The 18,166-nt window shown below is 66.8% G+C and carries 18 protein-coding genes, 1 tRNA gene and 2 pseudogenes; 5 read left to right on the top strand and 16 right to left on the bottom strand.

Going from position 1 to position 18,166, the window contains the following annotated elements; translation table 11 throughout:
• Window positions 1–87: 87 nt before the first annotated feature.
• The 13 genes from HND91_RS10180 to HND91_RS10120 form a co-directional block, all read right to left on the bottom strand.
• Window positions 88–1,170, bottom strand: coding sequence for an extracellular solute-binding protein (locus HND91_RS10180; RefSeq protein WP_181706470.1), 1,083 nt, complete (start codon window positions 1,168–1,170; stop codon window positions 88–90).
• Between the two features lie 36 nt (window positions 1,171–1,206).
• A complete protein-coding gene (locus HND91_RS10175) occupies window positions 1,207–1,845 on the bottom strand; it encodes a cupin domain-containing protein (RefSeq protein WP_181706469.1) in 639 nt (212 codons plus the stop codon).
• 453 nt (window positions 1,846–2,298) lie between these two features.
• Window positions 2,299–2,463, bottom strand: a complete 165-nt coding sequence (locus tag HND91_RS10170; RefSeq protein ID WP_181706468.1) for an SRPBCC domain-containing protein — start codon at window positions 2,461–2,463, stop codon at window positions 2,299–2,301.
• 12 nt (window positions 2,464–2,475) lie between these two features.
• Entirely contained in the window at window positions 2,476–3,303 is an 828-nt protein-coding gene (locus tag HND91_RS10165) for an XdhC family protein (RefSeq protein ID WP_181706467.1), read from the bottom strand.
• 12 nt (window positions 3,304–3,315) lie between these two features.
• Window positions 3,316–4,512, bottom strand: a complete 1,197-nt coding sequence (locus tag HND91_RS10160; protein WP_181706466.1) for a vWA domain-containing protein — start codon at window positions 4,510–4,512, stop codon at window positions 3,316–3,318.
• Window positions 4,512–5,384 (bottom strand): AAA family ATPase, encoded by an 873-nt coding sequence (locus HND91_RS10155; RefSeq protein WP_181706465.1) that lies wholly within the window; start codon window positions 5,382–5,384, stop codon window positions 4,512–4,514. Before HND91_RS10155 ends, HND91_RS10160 begins: the two co-directional genes overlap by 1 nt.
• Before the next feature lie 118 nt (window positions 5,385–5,502).
• Window positions 5,503–7,923, bottom strand: coding sequence for an aerobic carbon-monoxide dehydrogenase large subunit (locus tag HND91_RS10150; protein WP_181706464.1), 2,421 nt, complete (start codon window positions 7,921–7,923; stop codon window positions 5,503–5,505).
• A complete protein-coding gene (locus tag HND91_RS10145; protein ID WP_181706463.1) occupies window positions 7,920–8,429 on the bottom strand; it encodes a (2Fe-2S)-binding protein in 510 nt (169 codons plus the stop codon). The genes HND91_RS10150 and HND91_RS10145 overlap by 4 nt, the downstream gene beginning before the upstream one ends.
• 5 nt (window positions 8,430–8,434) lie before the next feature.
• A complete protein-coding gene (locus HND91_RS10140) occupies window positions 8,435–9,304 on the bottom strand; it encodes an FAD binding domain-containing protein (RefSeq protein WP_181706462.1) in 870 nt (289 codons plus the stop codon).
• A gap of 311 nt (window positions 9,305–9,615) precedes the next feature.
• Window positions 9,616–10,749, bottom strand: coding sequence for an MHYT domain-containing protein (locus tag HND91_RS10135; protein WP_181706461.1), 1,134 nt, complete (start codon window positions 10,747–10,749; stop codon window positions 9,616–9,618).
• 135 nt (window positions 10,750–10,884) lie between these two features.
• Window positions 10,885–11,319 carry an aconitase X swivel domain-containing protein gene (locus HND91_RS10130; RefSeq protein WP_181706460.1) on the bottom strand — a complete coding sequence of 145 codons (435 nt, stop codon included), beginning with the start codon at window positions 11,317–11,319 and terminating at the stop codon, window positions 10,885–10,887.
• Window positions 11,316–12,560 (bottom strand): aconitase X, encoded by a 1,245-nt coding sequence (locus tag HND91_RS10125; RefSeq protein WP_181706459.1) that lies wholly within the window; start codon window positions 12,558–12,560, stop codon window positions 11,316–11,318. Before HND91_RS10125 ends, HND91_RS10130 begins: the two co-directional genes overlap by 4 nt.
• Before the next feature lie 471 nt (window positions 12,561–13,031).
• Window positions 13,032–13,099, bottom strand: a tRNA-Glu gene (locus HND91_RS10120).
• Between the two features lie 120 nt (window positions 13,100–13,219).
• On the opposite strand from HND91_RS10120, the gene HND91_RS10115 reads away from it, so the two are divergent.
• The gene (locus tag HND91_RS10115) at window positions 13,220–14,254 is read left to right on the top strand and encodes a site-specific integrase (protein WP_210272657.1); all 1,035 of its coding nucleotides are present in this window, start codon (window positions 13,220–13,222) and stop codon (window positions 14,252–14,254) included.
• A 93-nt stretch (window positions 14,255–14,347) separates the two neighbouring features.
• Here HND91_RS10115 and HND91_RS22440 read toward each other — a convergent pair whose 3' ends face one another.
• Window positions 14,348–14,659 (bottom strand): hypothetical protein, encoded by a 312-nt coding sequence (locus tag HND91_RS22440; protein ID WP_210272656.1) that lies wholly within the window; start codon window positions 14,657–14,659, stop codon window positions 14,348–14,350.
• An 836-nt stretch (window positions 14,660–15,495) separates the two neighbouring features.
• Here HND91_RS22440 and HND91_RS23340 point away from each other — a divergent pair.
• The 3 genes and pseudogenes from HND91_RS23340 to HND91_RS10100 all read left to right on the top strand — a co-directional run.
• A complete protein-coding gene (locus HND91_RS23340) occupies window positions 15,496–15,720 on the top strand; it encodes a helix-turn-helix domain-containing protein (protein ID WP_425485436.1) in 225 nt (74 codons plus the stop codon).
• A complete protein-coding gene (locus HND91_RS23335; protein WP_425485435.1) occupies window positions 15,717–16,091 on the top strand; it encodes a helix-turn-helix domain-containing protein in 375 nt (124 codons plus the stop codon). Before HND91_RS23340 ends, HND91_RS23335 begins: the two co-directional genes overlap by 4 nt.
• Window positions 16,092–16,167: 76 nt before the next feature.
• Window positions 16,168–16,317, top strand: a pseudogene (locus HND91_RS10100) (alpha/beta fold hydrolase); the annotation flags it as partial.
• Window positions 16,318–16,449: 132 nt separating this feature from the next.
• Here HND91_RS10100 and HND91_RS10095 read toward each other — a convergent pair.
• Window positions 16,450–17,043 (bottom strand): TetR/AcrR family transcriptional regulator, encoded by a 594-nt coding sequence (locus tag HND91_RS10095; protein ID WP_181706456.1) that lies wholly within the window; start codon window positions 17,041–17,043, stop codon window positions 16,450–16,452.
• Window positions 17,044–17,211: 168 nt separating this feature from the next.
• Here HND91_RS10095 and HND91_RS10090 point away from each other — a divergent pair, with 168 nt between their 5' ends.
• A complete protein-coding gene (locus HND91_RS10090; protein WP_181706455.1) occupies window positions 17,212–17,604 on the top strand; it encodes a RidA family protein in 393 nt (130 codons plus the stop codon).
• Window positions 17,605–17,818: 214 nt separating this feature from the next.
• Here HND91_RS10090 and HND91_RS10085 read toward each other — a convergent pair.
• Window positions 17,819–18,166 (bottom strand): annotated as a pseudogene (locus HND91_RS10085) (gfo/Idh/MocA family oxidoreductase); the annotation flags it as partial.

Here is an 18,166-nt window from a genome sequence, read left to right as displayed (position 1 = left end):
CTGCCGCCCGACCGCGGCGAGCCGCGGTCGGGGTTGGCGTCGGATCGGGCAGGCGTCGACGCGTCGGATCCGGACAAGGAGGTCAACTCAATTCCCCGACATCAGGGCGGTCCATTTCTCCTGCGTCTCCGGGAAGTTCTCTACCCAGAACTTGACGTTCTGCTGATAGCCCTGCTGCTGGCGCTCGGGCGTGTTGGTCATGAAGGCCGCCACGGCCGGTTCCACCTCGGGCTGCGCGTCCTTGTGGATGGGCGTGTAGGAGGTCTTCTCCGCCAGGACCTCCTGGGAGCGCTTGCCCAGATAGGCGTTGATCAGGGCGTGAGAGGCGTCCGGATCCTTCACGCCGACCGGGATCGTGAGCTGATCCATCACCACCAGCCAGTCCTGCCACACGGGCGTGAACTCGGCTCCGTTCTTCACGGCGGTCATGGCCCGTCCCGTCCACATGACGATCATGTCGGCTTCGCCGGATTCGGCCATCTGCTGGGATTCGGCGCCGGTCTTCCAGTAGATCGTGTCGGGTCCGAGCTGGCGCACCTGGTCGATCGCCTTGTCGATGTCGGCCGCGGTCATAGTCTCCACCGAACCGCCGGCGGCGATCAGCGCCTGCTCCAGGAAGCCGCCGGACGGGTCGCCGCTGCCGTCGATGGCGCGGACGCCCGGGAAGTTCTCCGTGTCGAAGAAGTCCTTCCAGCTCTTCGGCGGATTATCCTTGTAGGTCTCGTTCTTGTACATGAGCACCACGCCATAGTTCATGGCGGGCACGCTGCACTCCCCCACCTGTCCCGGCGGGATGTTGGAAACGTCGATCTTGGTGAAGTCGAGCTTCTGGAACAACGTCCCGCAGTGCACGAACGGCGGGAAGTCGGCGGTGTCCACCACGTCCCAGGAGACGTTGCCGGATTCAACCTGCGCCTGCAGCTTCGCGATCTCCGTCGGGCCGTCGCTCAGCAGCCGGACGCCGGACTTCTGGACGAACTCCTCAAGGGCGGCGATCTGCCCGTCCTGGAAGATGCCGCCATAGGACACGAAGGTGAGGGTCTTGCCCGCGAGCGAGCCCTCCTTGACCTCGCCGGCGACGGCCTTCTCCTGGGCGAGCGCAGGCGCGCTCAGGGCCGCGAGGACCAGCGCCACCGCGCTGCCGCTCAAGATGGATCGACGAATAGTCATTGCATCTGCTCCCGCTCTGATACTGTTCTTCTGTCTTTAAGCTGGCTTCCAGGCGATATACTTCTCCAGGTCCGAGTGGGCGGAGGTGGGTGGAGCGATGATCCACATCACCTCGGCGCGGCCGTTGCCGACATTCACCGTCCGGTGCGGCGTGTCCGTCCCGTATTCGATGCTGTCCCCCTCCTCCAGGATGTATCTCGCCTCGCCGAGGCTCACCTCGACGACTCCCCGCAGCACGGTCAGCATCTCCTGTGCCTTGCCGTGCGTGTAGAGGTCCGGGCCCGTCGACCCTCCGATCTCGAATTCACCGATGTAGACTTCGAAATTGCGGACGGGTCGCGAGGACAAGAGGGTCTTCCGGCAACCTTCGGTGGACGGCAGGGCCGGGCGGAGGCTCCGCTTCAGCACTGTGTGCACTGCAGCTGAACGGCCCTCGAACAGGTCCGCGACACTGATCCCGAGGGCGGCCGCCAACTGGTTGAGGGTGGACGTGCTCGCGCCGGTCAGCCCCCGCTCAAGCTGGCTGAGGAAGCTTGCGCTCGTGCCGCAGCGCTCCGCCAGATCCCGCAGCGACAACCGGCGCGCCGCCCGCAGATCCCGGACCCGCTGCCCCAGGCGTTGGAGCGCGTCCTGCTCGTCCCTTACAGTGGTGTCGGTCCTGGCGGCGTCGGTCACCGGTTCACTCCTGCTGAACGGAGTGTTCAGTCAGGCTTGATGTGTGTCAAGCATACACTTTGAAGGGACGCGCCAGAACCGTTGCCCGAAATCGACATGGGGACGGTCATCCGGCTGCGGCGTCGGGCCGAGCGGCGGGGTGACAGGAGGAACTAGGGTCCGACCGTCTGGGACGGCGTCGGGATCAGAAGGTCGTTCACCGGTGGGCCTCCTCGAAGGGCGTGGCGCGGCGGTCGCGCACGTCGATATCGAAGGTGTAGCCGAGCGCCCAGTCCGGGTTGGTCACGCCGAGATTGGATCCAGGTTTCGGTCGATCCGATCCGGTGGGCGGTGTCGAGAAGCAGGAGGCCGGAGACGAGGTCCGTCCGCGTCGCCGCCAGCATCTGGGCGATCATGCCGCCGATCGAGAGCCCTACGACCAGCGCTCCGCGACCTTGCCGCCGAAAGTCTCCTTCACCGGCCGATCCTGAGCGTCACCTTGGCCGTTACTTCGGTGGGCGACGTCAACACCAGGCCGTCGCAGCCGGAAATGCAGGCCTTCAGCACCTCCGGATCGTTGAGGGCCGCCCAGACCGTTTCGCGCGAGGCCGGGATGCGCTGGCCGTCGTTCATCTGCATGGGCGAGGCCCTTCAGTCGGAGAGGATTTCGCGCTGACCCTTGCGGCGGAGCGCCAGGATCTCGGCGAGGATCGACAACGCGATCTCCTCCGGCGTAATGGCGCCGAGATCGAGCCCGGCGGGCCCCTTGAGCCGGTCGAAGCGCTCCGCCGGAACCCCGTCCTCTATGAGGCTATCCCGAAGGGCGGCGACCTTTCGCCGGCTGCCCACGAAGGCGACGTGGTCGCAGGCGCCAAGGAGTGCGGCCTTCAGCGCCTCCTCGTCGCCGCGGCCCTGAGTGGAGACGACGCAGAAGCGCCGGCCGGCCGGCTCCTCGTCGAGCGCATAACCGTCGATCCGCCGGTCGGGCGTGGGAAACAGCCGCTGGTCGTCGGCGGGCGCCGCGACCGTCACGCGGTAGCCGAAGCGGGGCGCGAGGTCAGCGAGGGCAATGGCCACCGGGCTCGCGCCGAGCACGACGAGGTCCGGCTTCGGCAGCATCGGCTCGATGAAGACGTCCATGGTGCCCCGGCTCGGGCACATGTTGCGGGCGAAGCGCACGCCTTCCTTCTCATCGCCCGGCTTCAGGCCGAGCTCGGCAAGGATGTCCTTGGGCATGATCGAGACGAGCCGCGGCTCTCCGTCGGCGAGCGCCTCCCGGGCGGCCTTCAGCACCGCCGCGCGGGCGCAGCCGCCGCCGATCCAGCCCTCCGAGATCGCCCCGTCGAGCCGGATCACCGCCTTGGCGCCCGCCTTGGCGGCCGTCACGGAAACCGTCCGCACCACGGTCGCCAGGCAGAAGGCCTCCCCCCTGGCCTTGAGGTCGGTGACGAGATCGAGCACGTCGGCGCTCTGTCGCATGGCTTGTGCCTCTCAGATCCGGGCGAGATAGGGTTCGAGAGCGGCGAGACTGTCGAGCGTGTGCGCGGGGGCGAACAGATCCACATGCGGCAGCGCGGCGGCCATGCCGCGGGCCACCGGCTCGTATCCCGCCCAGCCGATCATCGGGTTCAGCCACACGATCCGACGGCAGCGTCGACCGAGCGCCGCCATCTCGGCGCCGAGGGGCTCGGGCTCGCCGGTGTCGTAGCCGTCCGACAGGATCATCACGCAGGTCCGCGAGTGGATCACCCGGGCGGCGTGCCAACGGTTGAAGGTGGCGAGGCTGTCGCCTATGCGCGTGCCGCCGCCGACGCCTTCGGCCATCAGGCCGAGCCGGTCGAGCGCGCGGGCGGCATCCTTCTCCCGCAAGGCATCCGACACGTGGACGAGCCGGGTGTGGAACAGGAAGGCCTCCGCCTCCCGGAACTGGTCGAGCACCCCGTGGACGAAGCGCAGGAACACGCCCGTGTAGAGGCTCATCGACCCGGACGCGTCCACCAGCAGCACGAGGCGAAGCGGCTTGTGCCGGGGCTTGCGCCGCACGAGCCGGAGCGGCGTGCCGCCGGTCGACAGGCTGCGGCGGATCGTGCCGCGAAGGTCCAGGCCCCCTCCCCGCGCGCTCGCCTTGTCCCGCCGGGTGAGGCGGGCGCGCATGCGCCGGGCGAGACGCTCGGCGAGCGCGTGCGCCAGGGCCAGTTCGTCCGGATCGGCGATCTTGCGGAAGTCCGTCCGGGCGAGGCTCTCGTGGCGCGTCGCCCCTTCGCGGCGCCCCTCGGGGGAGGCGTCGCCGTCGGGCGCATCCGGGCGGCGGTCCACGTCGATCGCCGGACCAGGCTCCCCGCCGCTCCCGGTCCCCTGCTGCAGGGTCCGGAGCGTGCGCTGGCTCGCCTTCGGGCTGGTCCCGGAGACGGCGACGCTCGCCTTCACGCCGCGCCCCTGCCAGTACGCGTCGAACAGGTCGTCGAAGCGGTCGAAGTCCGACCGCCGGCCGCAGAACAGCGCCTTCAACGCCGGCTTCACGGTCGCCGGCCGTCCGAACGGCGCAGCCGCAAGGACCGCGAGCCCGTCCCGCGTCTCCGCGAGCCCGATCGCGAAGCCGTTGTCGCGCAGCGTCCGCACGAAGCCGGAGAGCCGCCGGCGCGCCGCAGGGCCGATATCGGCGGGATCCTCGAGCGCGGGCGCGGTCATCAGGCCACCTTCGCGGCGAGGCGGGCGATGACCTCCGGGCTCATCCGCGCCCGGTCCTCGCGCGTCTTCAGCACGCAGGAGAGCGTCGCGTGCAGCACCTCCCGGTCGGCGTCCACCCGCGCGACGCCGAGGCCGACCAGCGCCGCCGCCCAATCGAGCGTTTCGGCGACGCCCGGCACCTTGGACAGGTCCTCCTTGCGGATCCGCTCCATCAACCTGGCGATCTGCAGCGCGAGCGCGACGTCGATGTCCGGCAGGCGGGCGAGGATGATCCGCGCCTCCCGGTCGACATCGGGAAAGTCGAGCGCGTGGTAGAGGCACCGGCGCCGGAGCGCGTCCGAGAGTTCGCGCGTGCCGTTCGAGGTCAGGATCACGCGAGGGATCGACGTCGCCCGCACCGTGCCGAGTTCCGGGATGGTCACCTGGAAGTCCGACAGGATCTCCAGCAGGAAGGCCTCGAACTCCTCGTCCGCCCGATCGATCTCGTCGATGAGGAGCACGGGCCGGTCGGTTCGCCGGATGGCGGCGAGGAGCGGTCGTTCCAGGAGATAGGTCTCGGAGAAGACATGCGCCTCCGTCGCCGCAGCGTCCGCCCCCTCGCGCGCCTTGATGGCGAGGAGTTGGCGCTGGTAGTTCCACTCGTAGAGCGCGTCCGACCGGTCCAGCCCCTCGTGGCACTGCAGGCGGATCAGCTCGGCGCCGTGCAGCGCCGCCAGCGCCTTGGCGACCTCCGTCTTGCCGACGCCGGCCTCGCCCTCCAGGAGCAGCGGCCGGCTCAGCATGTCCATCAGAGCGAGCGCGGTCGCGAGCGCCCCGTCGGCCACGTAGCCGACGGCGGCGAGACGATCCGCGATGGTCTGGCGGTCGAGCATGGTGGGGTCACTTCGATACGATGTCAGGAGCGCCGGGTCGTCCCGGTCCGCCCGCGCGGACCAGGGGCGGGCGGACTTGGCGGCGGGCAAAGCGCCCCGCCGCCTGCCGCCGCGAGCCCTATTGGTGCAGCCCGAGCCGCTTCGCCGCCTCCCAGACCCTCCAGGCGTCGTGCGGCATCTGGATGTGCGTCGAGCCGAGGAACCCGAAGGCGTCGTTGACCGCGTTGGAGAAGCACGGCACGCCGCCGACGTTCGGGCTCTCGCCGACGCCCTTGGCGCCGATCGGATGGTGCGGCGAGGGCGTTACGGTGTGGTCCGTCTCCCAGTGCGGGGTCTCGACCGCCGTCGGCAGGAAGAAGTCCATGAAGGACGCGCCCTGCACGTTGCCCATCTCGTCGTACTTGATCTCCTGGCCCATCGCGATCGCGAAGGCCTCGGTCAGCCCGCCGTGCACCTGACCTTCGATGATCATCGGGTTGATCCGGGTGCCGCAGTCGTCGAGCGCGTAGAACCGCCGGATCCTGGCGACGCCCGTGTCCACGTCGATGTCCATCACGCAGAAGTAGGCGCCGAACGGATAGGTCATGTTCGGCGGGTCGTAGTAGTTGACCGCCTCCAGGCCCGGCTCCAGGCCGGGCGGCGGCGCGTTGTAGGCCGCCCAGGCGATCTCCTTCATGGTCTTCGACCGCTCCGGATTGCCCTTCACCCGGAAGCCGTCGATGTCCCATTCCAGGTCGTACTCGGACACCTCCAGGAGGTGCGCGGCGATCATCTGCGCCTTGTTCTTGATCTTGCGCGCGGCCATCGCGATGGCCGCGCCGGCGACCGGCGTCGACCGTGAGCCGTAGGTGCCGAGGCCGTAGGGCGCGGTGTCGGTGTTGCCCTCCTCGATCATGATATCGTCGGCCGGGATGCCGAGCTCCGTGGCGATGATCTGCGCCCACGTGGTCTCGTGACCCTGGCCCTGGCTCTTGGAGCCCATGCGGGCGATGATCGAGCCGGTCGGATGGATGCGGATCTCGGCCGAGTCGAACATGGCGACCCCCAGGATGTCGCAGTTCTTCGACGGCCCGGCGCCGACGATCTCGGTGAAGAATGTGACGCCGATGCCCATGATCTCGCGCGTCTCGCCCCGTCGAAAGGCGTCCTGCCGCGCCTTCTGCTCCGCCCGGAGCTCGCGATAGCCGATCGCGTCCATGGCCTTCTGCATGGCGAGATGGTAGTCGCCGGAATCGTATTCCCAGCCGAGAGCCGACTGGTAGGGGAATTGCTCGCGCCGGATGAAGTTCTTCATCCTGAGGTCCGCCGGGTCCATGCCGAGCTTCTGGGCGAGGACGTCCATCGCCCGCTCGATGCAATAGGCCGCCTCGGTGACCCGGAACGAGCAGCGATAGGCGACGCCGCCCGGCGCCTTGTTGGTGTAGACGCCGTCGACCGCCAGATGGGCGACCGGGAAGTCGTACGACCCGGTGACGATGTTCATGAAGCCCGCCGGCCACTTGGACGGGTCGGCGCAGGCGTCGAAGGCCCCGTGGTCGGCGAGCACGTGCACCCTGAGGCCCGTGACCTTGCCGTCCTTGGTGGCGGCGATCTCCGTCGTCATATGGTAGTCGCGGGCGAACGACGTGGTGGAGAGGTTCTCCATCCGGTCCTCCACCCACTTCACCGGCAGGCCCGTGACGATCGAGGCGACGATCGCGCAGATGTAGCCGGAATAGGCGCCCACCTTGTTGCCGAAGCCGCCGCCGATGTCCGGCGCGATCACGTGGATCTTGTGCTCCGGGATCTTGGAGAGCAGCGAGGCCACCGTCCGGATCACGTGCGGCGCCTGGAAGGTTCCGTAGAGCGTGAGCTCGCCCTTCACCTTGTCGAAGCTCGCCAGGCACTGGCAGGTTTCGAGCGGCGACGGATGGGTCCGGTGGTAGGAGATCAGCTCCTTGATCGTCACCTCGGCGCTGTTGAACGCCTCGTCGGTCGCGGCCTTGTCGCCGATGGTCCACTCGAAGATATGGTTGTGGTGCTTGCGCGGCCCGTGCGCGCCCACAGTCTTGCCGTCGAGATCCGGGCGAAGCACCGGCGCGTCCGGGTCCATCGCCGTGAAGGGATCCACCAGGACGGGCAACTCCTCGTACTCCACCTCGACCAGTTGGAGCGCGTCGTCCACCACATAGCGGTTCTCGGCGACGACGAAGGCGATCTCCTGGTTCTGGAAGCAGACCTTTCCGTCGGCGAGCACCGCCTGCACGTCGCCCGCCAGTGTCGGCATCCAGTGGAGGCCGAGCGGCTTCAGCTCCTCCGCCGTGATGACGGCGATCACGCCCGGCAGCGCCAACGCCCGGGATGCGTCGATCCGCTTGATCCGCGCATGGGCGTACTGGCTGCGGACGAAGTCGCCGTGCAGCATGCCCGGCAGCTTGATGTCGTCCACATACTGGCCCTTGCCCTGGGTGAAGCGGATGTCCTCCACGCGCTTGCGCTTGCAGCCCATGCCTTCCAGGCGCGCTTCCCGCTGCTCGCGGGTGATGACCATCTCGTTCATTCCGCGGCCTCCTGGAATTCGCGGCCATTCAGCTTGGCGGCGGCGTACTGGATCGCTTTGACGATGTTCTGGTAGCCGGTGCAGCGGCAGAGATTGCCGGCGATCCCGTGGCGGATCTCCGCCTCCGTCGGGTCCGGATTTTCCGAGAGCAGCACCTTGGCGCGCATCAGCATGCCCGGCGTGCAGTAGCCGCACTGCAGGCCGTGCATCTGGCGGAAGCCCTCCTGGAGGGCGTGGAGGGTGCCGTCCGGGTTGGCGAGGCCCTCGACCGTGGTGACCGCCGACCCGTCCGCCTGGACCGCGAACATCGTGCAGGACTTCACCGACTGTCCGTCGATCTCGACGGTGCAGGCGCCGCAGTGGCTCGTCTCGCAGCCGATGTGGGCGCCCGTGAGGTTCAACTCCTCGCGCAGGAAGTGGATCAGAAGCGTGCGGGGCTCGACGAAGCGTTGCACCTTCCTGCCGTTCACCGTGACGGTGACGGGAATGGTATCGATCTCGCTCATGTCCATCAGGTTCCCTTCGCCCGGCTCTCGGCCTTCGCCAGCGCGCGGGCGACCATGACGCCCGCCATCTCGCGGCGATACTCGGCCGTGCCGCGGCCGTCGGTGGCTGGGTCGGCGATCGCCTTGGCGGCCTCCGCGGCGGCTTTCACCGTCGCTGCGTCGAGGCTCGTCCCCACGACGAGACGGCTCGCGGCCTCGGCGAACAGCGGCGTCGGGGCAACGTTGGTGAGCGCGATCGAGCAGGTCGCGACCGTGCCGCCGTTCATGGTCAGGATCACCGCCGCCGCGGCGGTCGCGTAGTCACCAACCTTGCGCTTCAGTTTCTCGTAGGCGAAGCCGTGCCCGGCCGGCGGCACGGGGACGCGCAGAGCCGTGAGCAGTTCGCCCGCCTCGAGCGCGGTGAAATAGGCGCCCTGGTAGAAGTCGCGAGCGGCTACGACCCGTTCACCGGCGGGGCTCGTCAACACATAGTCCGCGGCGAGGCACTGCATCACACCCGGCATGTCGTTGCCCGGATCGCCGTTGGCGACGTTGCCGCCGATGGTGCCCTTGGTCCGGATCTGCGGATCGGCGATCAGCAGCGCCGTCTCGCGAATGATCGGCAAACGGTTCGCCAGCAGATCGGACTTGATCAGTTCCGCCTGCGTCGTGGTCGCGCCAATCACGATCGAGCCGGCCTCCTCGCGAACGCCCTTCAGATCGGCCAGCCCGCCGAGGTCGACGAGATGCTCCGGCGACGCCATCCGGAGCTTCATCATGGGGATCAAGCTGTGACCGCCCGCGAGCGGCCGCGCCTCTTCGCCGAGCGAGGCGAGCAGGCCCACGGCCTCCGCCACGCTCGACGGGCGATGGTAGACGAACTGTCCCGGGATCACGGTGGCTCCCTCCTTCAAGCGCCAGCGCCGGCCTGCCGCCGGTCTTGTTCAATCGATTGAAAAGAAGGTCGAGGAAGGTGCGGCGCAGCATCAACGCGGCGTGCTCGAAGGGCCGAACAAAGGCATGATCTGCCGATTTCCGACACCAACTGCGACAAGATGGCTGTCGCAGTTCGCGGTCGGGCAAGATCATCAGGCGGGGTTCGGCGATGCCGGGGATAGGCCCTTGCCGCACCGCGCCACGCGCCTCGCCGTTCAGCGGAGCGACATCGCGAGCCGGAGACCCGAAGCGGACGGGGTCGGAGGATCGTTCAGGCGGCGACGGTCCGGCTACGGAGCAGATCCTTCAGCCAGCCCTTGCGGGACCGTGCCACGGGGACCCGGTACGGGACCTTGGTCGACAGAAGCACCGTCGCCGCATCGCCCGCGCGGTGCATGGAGACGATCGCGTGCAGGCGCACGATATGGCTGCGATGAATGCGGACGAAGGCCGCCGGGTCGAGCTGGGCCTCGACGTCCGATATGGCGAGCGGGCAGAACCACACCGCTTCGCCGTCGAAGAGCTGCGTGTAGTGTCCCTGGGCCTGCACGGCCATCAGGCGGGCAATCTCGAGGGTGCGGTGGATGCCGTCCTTCTCGACGGGAAGCCGGAGCGCCGACGGGGCGGGGTCGCTCGCGCGGTCCCCGTCGGTCTGCTCGGCCGGCGGCGGGGCGATCTCGATCGCCTCGCCGGGTTCGTCGACCTGTTCCGGCACGAGTGTCAGCAGGAAGAGGCCCGACACCAGAAACGCGACCACCGACACGACGACCGCCAGGATCCCGTGCGAGAAGGTCGGCTGCCCGGGCAGGACGCCGTCGACCATGACATGGACCTCGGTCCCGGCCATGGCGGTGTAGTGCATGGCGGCGATCGCGGCCGCCATGATCGCCGCAGGCACCATGTCGGCCGCGCGATCGTGGGCGCCGAAGGCGAACCAGAGCGCCGCCCCCGAAGCGCCGACCCCGATCAACGCGCTCGCGGCGACGTAGAGCGGGTCATGGTCCATGTGCAGACCGGTGTGGAGGGCCGACATGCCGAGGTAGTGCATGGTGACGATGCCGGCACCCATGAACAGCGCCGCGATCGTGATCCGACGGGCGGACGGCCGGCCGGATCCGACGAAGACGACCGCGACGCCGACCACCAGCACGCAGACCAGGAAGGAGACGAGCGTCGGCAGGACGAGGAAATCGACCGCGACCGGAAGATGGGCGGCGAGCATGCCCACGAAGTGCATCGTCCAGATGCCGAGCGCGAGCGAAAGCGAGGCCATGGTGATGAGATGCCGCCGGCGGATGCCGCCGGCGTTCTCGATTCCTCGAGCGAAGTTCAGTCCGACGTAGCTGCCCTGAAAGGCCACAAGCAGGGACAGCGCGACGAGCCACGGCTCGTGCGATGGACTCATGCCTCATCCTCCCGCACCGGGACGGGGCCGACTGCCTCAGCCTCTCTATTCCCGGGTGTGCCGGACTATAGCGCGATCGGAGAGCCTCCGCACGCCTCTCGCCGCCGGAAGCGGGGGATGCCGCCGGGCTCCGGTTCAGGCGATGTGGAGGGTCGCGCCCGCCGGAGCGGCCCGCACCGCCAGGCATATCGCGCCGGCGACCCGGCGCCAGTCCGCCGGACCGGCGAGCACCACCGGACAGGCGATGCCGTAGAGCTCGACCGCCACCATGGCGCCGACCGTCACGATGGCGTCCCGGGTGGCAAGCACGATCGCCGCGGGGCCGGTCCCGCGCCGCAGCGCCTCGGCGAGAACCGAGCTCCCGGAGCTGGACCCGCGGCCCGCATCCATGACGAGGACTTGTCCGGCCAGGGATGCGCCGTGCTGCGGGTGCCAGCGGTCGATGATGAGGCCCGTGGCAGCGTCGAAGCCGCCCCAGAAGCTGAGCGGCTCGGACAGAACAAGGACCGGACCCTCCGCCTCCCCCGGCACGAGCGTGATGGCGTCGGCAGGACGGGCGGTCGCGGTCATGGGCGCACCACCTTTCCGGCGCGGGCGGAGGCCACGCAGTCCTCCAGCGAGCCGAAGGCGACCTCGACGCCGAGATTGCCGGGAGCGTAGTAGGCCCACTTGCCGGAGTTGGTCATGACGGCGCCCGACAGGTCGCGGATGACCGCCGTGACATAGGTGCAGGTGTCGATGACCAGCGTGACGCCGGCGGCCTCCAGCCGTTCCTGCCAGCCGCGGTCCACCAGGTGCGAAAGGACCGCGCGGCTGGTGTTCACGTAGAGGTCGATGACGGGACACGATTCCTCCACGAGCGGCAGCAGCCGCTCGAACTCCTGAAGCGAGAAGTGAGGCGTGCCCAGGCTCACCGCCGAGATCGGGGTGCCGTCCGGGACGGTGGAGAGCCGGCGGATGGTGTCGCGCAGGTCGTCGGCGCCGAGGTGAATGACCTCGTCAGGACGGCCGCCCTGCAGCGCGTCGTCCAGCGTCTCGGCTTCCGGGGTGAGCCCGACCGCGTGGAAGAGCGCGACTCCGCCGGAGGAGGCCGCAACGGCGCCGAGAGCCTTCAGGTCGTCCTCGGATGAGTCCTGCGGGAGCCCGGTGACGACAGGGATGCGGTCGCCGCAGCGGCGGCCGATCACGTGTCCCACCGCGACGCAAGCAAGGCCGGGGGCGCGCCATTCGTCCGGGAGATCGTCGATCGCCACCAGGACGGTCGCGCGCCGGTTCTCCGCCAGATGGAGCCCGTACCATGGGAGACGGCCGGTGATGGCGCAGCAGAGGTCGATGAAGTCGCCGTAGCGGTTCGTGCGGGCGCCGAGCACGGAGTTGGCAAAGACGATCGCATTGGATTCCGCCCAGGCGATCTGGGCGCCGCGACGGGGCCTGGCAAGCGCCTGGTAGGGCGCGCAGGTGAACGTCGGCAGGCAACCGAGATCCTCGTGGGCACGCATGAGTCGGGTGCCGGCGGTGCGGAGATCGTCGTCGCCGCGGAAGAGGTCGGGATGGATGAGGTCGACCGAACCGACATTGAGTGTGGTCGGGATCCGCACCCGCCCCCCGAGCGACACGAGGCGCTCCACAAAGTCCAGACTGACCTTGCCGTGATAGAGGCAGCCGTCGATGTGGGCGCTTTCGGCGTCCTCCAGGCGGGTGGCGCCGACCGCCTCGGCGAAGCGGACGAGGAGGCGCATGCAGAATGCCGCGGCGGGCCCGAGGGCGCCGTCGAGGAGGTCCCGATCGATCGAGGAGATGACTACAACCATCCCCTCGAGTGGAGCGGGGCCGCACCAGGATGTCAACGGTATGTTTCCGCGTGCGTTTTGACTGCCGCGCCCCCTGCGATCCGCTCCAGATCAGGCTAGGCTCCGGGCTCATCCATTGTCAGAATGCGATGAGGGTTGACAGAGCGAAGGGCAGTAAGTGGGATTGGTGCGCGTGGGACGACACCAGCCTTGCGATCATGTTGAACGCTGGAAAAGGCTCGTAACGGCTCAACACTCTCTTCGCTCGCGGCCACTTTGATGACAGCGCTAATGCACGAGAGCATCCGACCGACGCTGCTGCCGGTAAGCCCTTTGGCAATCAGCCAATCTCGGCAGGCACACGCCGACGATATAGTAGTTGCCCTTCCTTCAAAAGGAAAAGCGAACCCGATTGTTATACGCCATGTTCTACGCCGCGAACGTCAGAGAGACGATCTCCAGAACGTTTGCAGGCACTTATCGGGAAGGAAATGGCGCTCCCTATGGGACTCGAACCCCTGTTTTCGCCGTGAGAGGGCGAAATTCCACGCTCCCCTTGTCCGCAACCGTCCGCGACGGTACTTTTCGAAACAAAGGCTTATCTGGATAATGTTCGCTAGCATGCACCAAAGTTCGTCGCTATATATTTGATGGATATTTGACGGTTCGGATCTAGGCCTATGGCGAAGACTCTCAGCGAAAGCGGCATCACCAGCCGGAGCGCCCGGGCGAAGCTGAAGGTCGGGCTGCACTGGCGTGGAATCGATCCCGACGTCCACCTTGGGTATCGCAAGGGCTTACGCGGTGGTCGATGGCTGGTCCGCTCCTACGAGGGCGGCGGCGCTTATGTCCAGGCGACACTCGCTTCCGCCGACGACGTGCTCGACGCAGATGGCGACACAGTACTCTCGTTCGACCAAGCGGCACGCAAGGCGCGTGCCCACGTAGCAAAAGTGCGTGCCGACCGACTCGCCGCTGCTGCTGGCCCGGTGCTGACCGTCTCGGCCGCAATCGAAACTTACCTTGCGGTTCGCGAGGCTAGGGAGAAAACCCAACGCTCTACAGGCATGAAACGGGACGCGCGGTCTCGGCTTACCCGTCATGTCCTCGGTACACCTCTCGCAACGACGCCTTTGCACTCGCTCGCCGAGCCCGATCTAGTAGTATGGCTCGCCGGACTTGCTGAGACGCTTGCGCCGGCGAGCGTTCGACGCCTGGTTAACGATCTGAAGGCTGCAATTAACCTTGCGGCACGGATGCACCGGGCGCGCCTTCCTGCCTCTTTGCCTGTGATCGTTCGGAACGGATTGACCACCCCCGAAGCCCATGGTGGCGAAGCACGACGACAAATCCTCAGCGATGCCGACGTGCGCCGAATTGTACTTGCTGCGCAAGAGTTCGACGCCACGGCTGGATGGGATGGCGACCTTGCACGGCTGGTACTAGTCCTCGCGGCGACGGGAGCGCGCTTTTCTCAAGTTGCCCGCATCACCGTCGCCGACGTGCAGCTAGCCGAAGGCCGGCTCATGATCCCGACCAGCCGAAAGGGACGTGGCACCAAGGGCGGTCGAGTCGGGGTACGCGTCGGTGAGGACGTGCTAAAGGCACTTCGGCCAGTGATTACCGGCCGAAAGGGACCGATGCCGCTCCTGGAGCGCTGGAGGCACCGCCAAACCGAGGTCGGCGCCTGGACTCGCGACCGCCGCGCACCCTAGGCTGTTGCGGCCGAGATGACGCGGCCTTGGGCTGCAATCATCAGGAAGGCCGGGCTTCCAGCCGACACAATTCCGTATGCCCTGCGGCACTCATCAATCGTACGCGGCCTTCGCGCCGGACTGCCCATCCGACTGGTAGCCGGAATCCATGACACGTCGGCGGCGATGGTCGAGCGGCACTATGCAGCCTTCGTGGTGGACGCCCTCGACGAGCTCACCGCCCGAGCAGTGGTGCCGTTGACAGCCGAACCCGGGGAAGTCGGGGACTTTGAGGAGGTCGGAAACAGCGATGATCTTCCGTAACATAAATACAGCGCTTAAGGCACTGTTCGGTCGGATGGCTTTGGCCGGTGTGACGACAATTGGCTTCCGCTCGAGCTTCTGGAACTGCGCCAGCGTGTGCACGTCGTACCCGGCGTAAAATCGCCGACAACTGTACATGTGGTCGGCAATCAGAGTGAGAGAACGTACTGCAAGGGGCGATCCACTTTAGAAGCGGCCGGATCGAATGGGGCCAAGCTTGATAGTTCGAGGGCTTATATGAGAAAAAAATCTTTGATAACTCGATTCGACGATAATGGGCCTATCATAGATCTGTGCAAACCTGACGATGACAAGGAGGAAATGCTAATACATCTACTTATACTTTGGCTTCGAAGAGTGAATGGTGAAGAATACAGGGAGTGGAGCCCTGGTTTTTTTGAGTATGGTACCCCGATTACAAACCTTGAACAAATCTATAAAACAGCCTCTGCTTTCGAGCAGGCCATGACGACAGACGTCATCCATGAAGATTAATCTATACTTTTTCGTAGCTATAAGTCTTATCGAAGAAAAGCTGGGAAAAAAATTACGGAGTTCCGAAATGATATAGGGCCTTTTGTAGGTGCAACTTATGAGGCCATCGAAGAGGTCAAAGTATGAGACCGCCGGGACGGCCCCAGTCCAAGAATACATTAATCATAAATCACTATATTGGACTGCTTATTGACTGGATAGAAACCGCGGGAGGAACCGCATCAATCAGCCAGTATGGCGGTCTTCCGTCGGGAACGCTTCCCGAGCTGCTGAAGTTGTTTATACAAAAGGGGTATTTGAGAAACGAACTTTTCTTTGCTCTGTCATACGAGCAGCTGCGAAAAGCAAAGAAGCTTCAGAGGTCCCGCTCGAGCTCTCGTGGATAATTGGAAGCGCGATCAGGCAATTTACAACGATGACAGGATTGGCCGTGGCTGGTCTTGATGAGCCTCTCGATAACGGAGGCCTCCATGACCCGACAAACCGATCGTCCCCTCTCATATCGAATTGACTCGGCTTGCCGAGCGCTCGGTGTCGGCCGCACTAAGCTGTACGCTCTGATTGGTGCCGGTGAGATCAGACCAATCAGGATAGGTCGCCGCGTCCTTATTCCTCGCTCCGAACTGGAAACGCTCCTGCGTCGCCTTCAGCCGGAGAAATCCCGATGACGAACCAAGGACGTCCCGCAAAGCCGGGGCCTGGGCAAGCTCGCGAGCCTGGCTTTCAACTGGCAGCCGCTACTAAGCTCCCGCGTAGTGAGCGCAACAAGACCCCGGTAGAAGGTCACTCAACGGCGTCGCGATCCTTCAGCCTCCCTGCCCAGGGCGCACTTGCCACCTATGCCCCGCTCCCCTCGGGCGAGTTCTCGTCCACTTGCCTCATGAGCCTTGGCGAGACAGCCCGGTTGCTCGGCGTATCGGTGAAAACGCTGCGCCGACTCTACGAAGCGGGCGAACTGCCAGTTGTGCGCATTGGTCGGCAGATCCGGATCGCGCCTTCAGATCTCGACTGCTTCATTGCCAATCGTCGGGGCGGTTGACAACCTTGTCCAGATTTTGTCCAGCAAAGTTCATGTATTCAAACCGATAGTGAAACTGCATCACTTTAGGTGAGCGGATCACTACATGCCGGAGGAGTCGGCGCGAGCTTACCTCCGCGATCTGCCCGATGCCGAGCTTCATCTGCTGGACGGAGGGCACTGGCTGCTGGAGACGAACCTCGACGAGGTCGTCCCGCTGGCGCGAACCTTCCTGGACCGCCTCTGACGCCGACGGCTGCGGACTCGCCATCCATCCCGGTCGGCGTCGAGCAGGTTTCAAACGGCCCGGCGCCCGGACGCGGCCCTGGCCGAGGTTGCTCCGTCGTCCTGCGAACGGCCCGCTCGCCAGGCCCCATCGTCACCGGGACGGCGCCAGAAGCCCCTCGGACAGGCAGCGAAAGGCCTCGACGGCTTTCGGAAGCCGCGATCCGGGGTCGTCGCCGGCCGCAACCCAGAGCGCGGCCGTCAACGCCGCGCCGGTCAAGAGCCGGGCTGCGGCGTCCAGATCGACGGGCTTCAGCACGCCGTCGGCCATCAGCCGCTCGACGGCGCGTCGTGTCTCCTCGAGACAGGCGTTCTGGCTCGGCCACTTGGACGGGTCGCCGAGAACGGCGGGACCGTCAAGGAGGACGATGCGCTGCACCTCCGGGTCGAGGGCCATCTCGATGTAGGCCGCGCCCTCCGCGACCAGCGCCGCGAACCCGTCGCCCGCCCGCGCACCGACGGCTTTCGCGCGCGCCGCCATCTCGCCGTCGATCTGGCCCACCACGGCGGCGAACAGCCCGCGCTTGTCACCGAAGCTGTGATAGAGCGCGCCGCGCGTCAGGCCCGCCTCGGCCGCGAAGTCGTCCATCACGGCATCGCCGTAACCCTTGGCTGCGAAGGCTCGCCGCGCAGCGTGCAGCAGCCTCGCGCGGTTTTCCTCCATGCTCTCGACACGCCGCTTCGCCATTCGGGGGCCCGCTGAATTTCGCGTACGTCACGTATGTGAGTTGACATACGGCGCGTATGTCGTAATTTGACGTACGCATCGTATCTCGAACCGCGGCGTCATGGGAAGCGCTTCCCGAGAGGAACCGCCCGGCGCAACGAACCAATCCCGACAGGACAGGATCCTTCCATGCGCGACGCAGTCTTCCCCGAGAACCGGCACGCCCTCTACGAGGCCCATGGCTATTCGCCGGCGATCCGCTCAGGAGGCTTCCTCTTCGTTTCGGGCCAGGTGGGCAGCCGCCCGGACGGATCCCCCGAACCGGACTTCGAGCGGCAGGTCGAGCGCGCTTTCGAGAACCTTAGAGCGACGCTCGCCGCCGCGGGTTGCGGCTTCCACGACCTCGTCGACGTGACCTCGTTCCACACGGATCCCGAAGCCCAGTTCGGCACCATCATGGCGGTCAAGAACAGGATCTTCGACAGGCCGCCCCATCCTACCTGGACCGCGGTCGGCGTCACGTGGCTGGCGGGCTTCGATTTCGAGATCAAGGTCGTCGCCCGCTTGCCCGACGCTGTCTAGCACCTGCCCTCCGGTCCGACATCCCCGACGCCGGTCCTTCCATCGACCGGAAAGGCGCCGACCTGGGAAAAGCCCCTGAGCCGGGCGGCTCCATCCTCCGGAACCGAAAGGCCCGCCTGTTCGGCCAACCGCGTGGTGGTCAGCCGGCGCGCCCCCCCCCGGCCCCGCCGGGCCCTCCCCTCAACAAAGACGGGTCCCGCCTCTTCGACCGTCCTCACCCGAGGTCGGTCCACGCGCCTCCGGCCGCGGACGAGCGCACGGCGGCGTCGATAAAGCGCATGCCCTTCACGCCGTCGTCGACCGTCGGATAGATCACGTCCGGGTCCGGCGCGGCGCCGGTGCGGGCGGCCCGGATGGCGCGGGCGGCTTCCGCGTAGATGCTGGCGAAGCCCTCCAGGTAGCCCTCCGGGTGGCCGAAGGGCGTGCGCGTCACCCGCTGGGCCGCCGGGCCCGCGCCCGGGCCGCCCCGGGTGATCAGCCGCTTGCCCTCGCCGAGCGGCGTGTACCAGAGATGGTTCGGCTCCTCCTGGTGCCATTCCAGGCCGCCGGTCTCGCCATAGAC

It is taken from the genome of Chthonobacter rhizosphaerae (assembly GCF_013839525.1).
Classification (GTDB): domain Bacteria; phylum Pseudomonadota; class Alphaproteobacteria; order Rhizobiales; family Pleomorphomonadaceae; genus Chthonobacter; species Chthonobacter rhizosphaerae.
The sequence above is the reverse complement of the archived record's forward strand: the minus strand, read 5'-3'. Positions and strand labels throughout refer to the sequence as shown.